This is a genomic window from Micrococcus sp. HMSC31B01 (assembly GCF_001816085.1).
Lineage (GTDB): Bacteria > Actinomycetota > Actinomycetes > Actinomycetales > Micrococcaceae > Micrococcus > Micrococcus luteus.
Map to the genome: position 1 here is coordinate 1 of NZ_KV825026.1, position 4,304 is coordinate 4,304.

General features: G+C 72.3%; 3 protein-coding genes and 1 pseudogene. 3 read left to right on the top strand and 1 reads right to left on the bottom strand.

Annotation, left to right across the window (positions count from 1 at the left end; genetic code table 11):
• Together HMPREF3105_RS13465 and hpt are read left to right on the top strand one after the other, a co-directional pair.
• Positions 1–174 (top strand): annotated as a pseudogene (locus HMPREF3105_RS13465) (tRNA(Ile)-lysidine synthetase); the annotation flags it as partial.
• A gap of 49 nt (positions 175–223) precedes the next feature.
• Positions 224–775 (top strand): hypoxanthine phosphoribosyltransferase, encoded by a 552-nt coding sequence (gene hpt, locus HMPREF3105_RS03910; protein WP_020625288.1) that lies wholly within the window; start codon positions 224–226, stop codon positions 773–775.
• A 45-nt stretch (positions 776–820) separates the two neighbouring features.
• Here hpt and HMPREF3105_RS03915 read toward each other — a convergent pair whose 3' ends face one another.
• Positions 821–1,885, bottom strand: a complete 1,065-nt coding sequence (locus tag HMPREF3105_RS03915) for a type IV toxin-antitoxin system AbiEi family antitoxin domain-containing protein (protein WP_020625289.1) — start codon at positions 1,883–1,885, stop codon at positions 821–823.
• Between the two features lie 395 nt (positions 1,886–2,280).
• Between HMPREF3105_RS03915 and ftsH the strand changes: the two genes are divergently transcribed.
• The coding region (gene ftsH / locus HMPREF3105_RS03920; protein WP_083325292.1) for an ATP-dependent zinc metalloprotease FtsH at positions 2,281–4,304 on the top strand (2,024 nt) is incomplete at its 3' end.

The following is a 4,304-nucleotide window of genomic DNA, read 5'->3' on the forward strand; positions in this document are numbered from 1 at the left end:
CGCGCCGCGGGAGGGCAGGCCCCGCCCCGCGAACGGATCCTCGCGGCGGACGCCCTCGTGACGGGCGCCCGCGCGGGGGGCACGTCGGCCGGTCCGGTGGAGCTGCCCGGCGGGGTGGCCGCGCATCGGGCGTGTGCCAGACTGGACCTCATCCCCTGCCTGCCCGGTCCCTGACTGCGGCCCGGCCCGGCATTCCCGCACGAGCACTCACCAGGAGCGGCGCATGGACGCACAGGATGTCCAGAACGACCTCAGCCACGTCCTCATGTCCCGCGAGGACGTGCAGGACACGATCACGGACCTGGCCCGCCAGATCGACCGCGACTACGCGGACAAGGACCTGCTCATCGTCGCCGTGCTCAAGGGCGCCGTGATGGTGGTCGCCGACCTCACCCGCGCCCTGCACTCCCACGTGGAGCTGGACTTCATGGCGGTCTCCTCCTACGGCTCCGGCACCAAGTCCTCCGGCGTGGTGCGCATCCTCAAGGACCTCGACGCGGACCTCACGGGCCGGCACGTCCTGATCGTCGAGGACATCATCGACTCCGGCCTGACGCTGTCCTGGCTCAAGGCCAACCTGGAGTCCCGCGGCCCGGCCTCGGTCGAGATCTGCACCCTGCTGCGCAAGCCGGAGGCCATGAAGGTGGACATCGACGTGAAGTACGTCGGGCGGGACATCCCCAACGAGTTCGTGGTGGGCTACGGCCTGGACTACGCGGAGAAGTACCGCAACCTGGACTTCGTGGGCACGCTCGCCCCGCACGTCTACAGCTGACCGGGGGCCCGGCCCGGAGTGGCCAGGCCAGGTGTGACCGACCTGTCACGTGAGCGGTCGCTCTGAGGTGCCATTCACGCCCCATTCCGACTCCTTGCGTGACAGGTCGCCGGCGTCCCCGAGGTGACGGCGCACCTCCACGATCACGCGCGTGAATCCGCGGCGAGCGTCGGAGGAGGACACGGTGATGTTCCGGCAGCCCCGTCGCTCGAAGGCCGCGTTGCGCTGCACGTCACGGTCGATCTGGCGATCCGCGCCGTGGTGGCCGCCGTCGTAGTGCAGGGCCACTCTCGCCTGCCGATAGCCCAGGTCCGCCGTCGCGGGGTGGTGCAGGGAGAACTCCGGGTCCCAGACCTCGAGCTGCAGTGCGGGCTCGGGGAGCCCGGCGGCCCTCAGCGCGAGCCGCAGCCGCGTCTCCTTCGGCGAGTGCGCCCCCACCCGGACCAGTGTGGCGGCGGTGCGGAGCCGTCGTCGTCGGTTGTGCGCGGACGGGCTCGCTTCGGCCGCCTGGGCCAGGGCCGCCCGGGTCCGCTCGGCGGCGTCCGGGCCGCCGGACAGCTGCGCCCGGCGGACGAGATGGTCGCCGAGGATGACGAGCTCGTCGTCGTCGAGCAGGGCCGAGAGGTCGACCCAGAGACGGGGCGGGGCGGTGACGTACCAGGCCAGGCCGCCGATCCGCACGCGCTCCACGTCCGCGGGCGGGAGCGCTGTTCGGTGGGAGGTGACGCCGGGGAGGGAGAGCTGGCCACGGTCTCGCGGGCGGCTCACGTGGACGTCGTCCCCCGCGTCCAGTCGCTCCGGCAGCCAGATCTCCCGGGCGCGGGCCGCGGTCTGGTGCGACACCACCGTGGTGGCGCGGTGCCGGGCGAGTCGCAGCAGGAGCTCGTGTTGGGTGGCCGAGAGCGGGGTGCTCCACCGGTAGGGGGAGGAGCCGGCCGCGGGGCGCTCGACGGCGGCCGGGGTGACCTCACGCCGGCGGTAGAGGCCCCGGGCGAGGCGTTCGACGTCGGAGCGACGCAGCCGGTTGAGGTCGATGCCGGCGGCCCTCGCCTGCGCGGCGGTGAAGGGGCCGTGAAGCAAGGCCGCGGGAAGCGGGGCGGGGTGACGCATGGTGCCAGCCTGGCGCGGTAAAGCGGGCGGCGTCCTGAGCCGCCGCCGGCCTGGGGAGGGATGCGGGTGCACGGGGGTCTGTGCAGGCGGGGACGCAGGGGCGCGGTCGCAGCGCCAGCGTTCCTGTCACGCGAGCGGTCGCTCTGAGGTGCGATCCACGCGCCATTCCGACCCCTCGCATTCCCGGTGGGTGCCAGGACGGTGCTGGCCGACGTCGGCGCCGGCTGACCGCCCGCGCCCTGTCCACCTGACGCGAACAGTCAGCGGACACCCGGGCGGGGCCGGTACCGTGGAGGCTTGACCCGGGCGCGACGTCGGCCCTTCGCCGGCCCCGGCCGCACGGCGGCCGCCCCGGGCAGCCCGGCCCCCGCGGCAGACCAGGAGACACTCGGACCGTGAAGAAGCTGTTCAACAAGCCCTACGTCTGGATCCTGCTGGGCCTGCTGGTCCTCGCCGTCGCGATCCCGCTGACCACGTCACAGAGCGGCCGCACCATGGTGGACACCAACGTGGGCATGGCCCTGCTGAAGGACGACAAGGCCGCGCAGGCCCGCGTGGTGGACGGGGACCAGCGCGTGGACCTCACCCTGCGTGAGCCCTACAAGCAGGACGACCGGGACCTCGGCAAGGAGGTCTACTTCTACTTCGCCAGCGCGCGCGCCACGGACGTGGTCACCGCGGTGGACGACTCGGCCCTGGACGGCTACACGGACGAGCCGGTGCGGAGCAACTGGTTCCTCTCGCTGCTCGGCTTCATGGTCCCGTTCCTGCTCATCGCACTGCTGTTCTGGTTCCTGATGTCCCGCATGCAGGGCGGCGGCGGCAAGGTCATGCAGTTCGGCAAGTCCCGCGCCAAGCTGATCAGCAAGGACAACCCGGACGTGCTGTTCAAGGACGTCGCGGGCGCGGACGAGGCCGTGGAGGAGCTCCAGGAGATCAAGGAGTTCCTCACCGTGCCGGACCGCTTCCGCGCGGTGGGCGCCAAGATCCCCAAGGGCGTGCTGCTCTACGGCCCGCCCGGCACGGGCAAGACCCTCCTGGCCAAGGCCGTGGCCGGTGAGGCCGGCGTGCCGTTCTACTCGATCTCCGGCTCGGACTTCGTGGAGATGTTCGTGGGCGTCGGCGCCTCGCGCGTGCGCGACCTCTTCGAGCAGGCCAAGTCCAACGCCCCCGCCATCATCTTCGTGGACGAGATCGACGCCGTCGGCCGGCACCGCGGCGCAGGCATCGGCGGCGGCAACGACGAGCGCGAGCAGACCCTGAACCAGATGCTCGTGGAGATGGACGGCTTCGACGCCTCCACGAACGTCATCATGATCGCCGCGACCAACCGCCCGGACGTCCTGGACCCGGCGCTGCTGCGCCCGGGCCGCTTCGACCGCCAGATCCCCGTGGACGCCCCGGACCTCGAGGGCCGCGCCAAGATCCTCGAGGTGCACGCGCAGGGCAAGCCGATCGCCCTGGACGTGGACCTGCGCTCCCTGGCCAAGCGCACCCCCGGCTACACGGGTGCGGACCTGGCCAACGTGATCAACGAGGCCGCGCTGCTCACGGCGCGCTCGAACAACAACGTGATCGACAACCACGCCCTGGACGAGGCCGTGGACCGCGTGATGGCCGGCCCGCAGAAGCGCACCCGCCTGATGAACGAGCACGAGCGCAAGGTCACCGCCTACCACGAGGGCGGCCACGCGCTCGTCGCGGCCGGGCTGCGCAACTCCGCCCCGGTCACCAAGATCACGATCCTGCCCCGCGGCCGCGCCCTGGGCTACACGATGGTGGTCCCGGAGGACGACAAGTACTCCGTCACCCGCAACGAGCTCCTGGACCAGCTCGCGTACGCGATGGGCGGGCGCGTGGCGGAGGAGATCGTGTTCAAGGACCCGTCCACGGGCGCCGCGAACGACATCCAGAAGGCCACGGACACGGCCCGCAAGATGGTCACCGAGTACGGCATGTCCGCCAAGGTGGGCGCGGTCAAGCTCGGCGGCGGCAGCTCCGAGCCCTTCGTGGGCGGCGCCGCCGGCGGCTCCTCCCGTGAGTACTCCGAGGAGCTCGCGTACCTGGTGGACGCCGAGGTCCGCACCCTGCTGGACCAGGCCCACGCCGAGGCCCACTGGGTGCTCACGGAGAACCGGGACGTCCTGGACCGGCTGGCCTACGAGCTGCTGGAGAAGGAGACGCTGACCCAGGAGGCCATCGCCGCCATCTTCGCGGACGTCCGCAAGCGGCCCGAGCGCGGCGTGTGGCTGGCCTCGGACGACCGGCTCCCGCAGGACATCCCGCCGGTCCTCTCCCCCTCCGAGCGCCGCTCGCGCCACGACGGCGGGGAGCAGACCCCCGTCGGCGTCGAGGGCACCACGGTGCCGGTGCGTCCGGAGGGTGCGCCGCCGTCGTCGCTGGGCGGGGACGCGGCCGG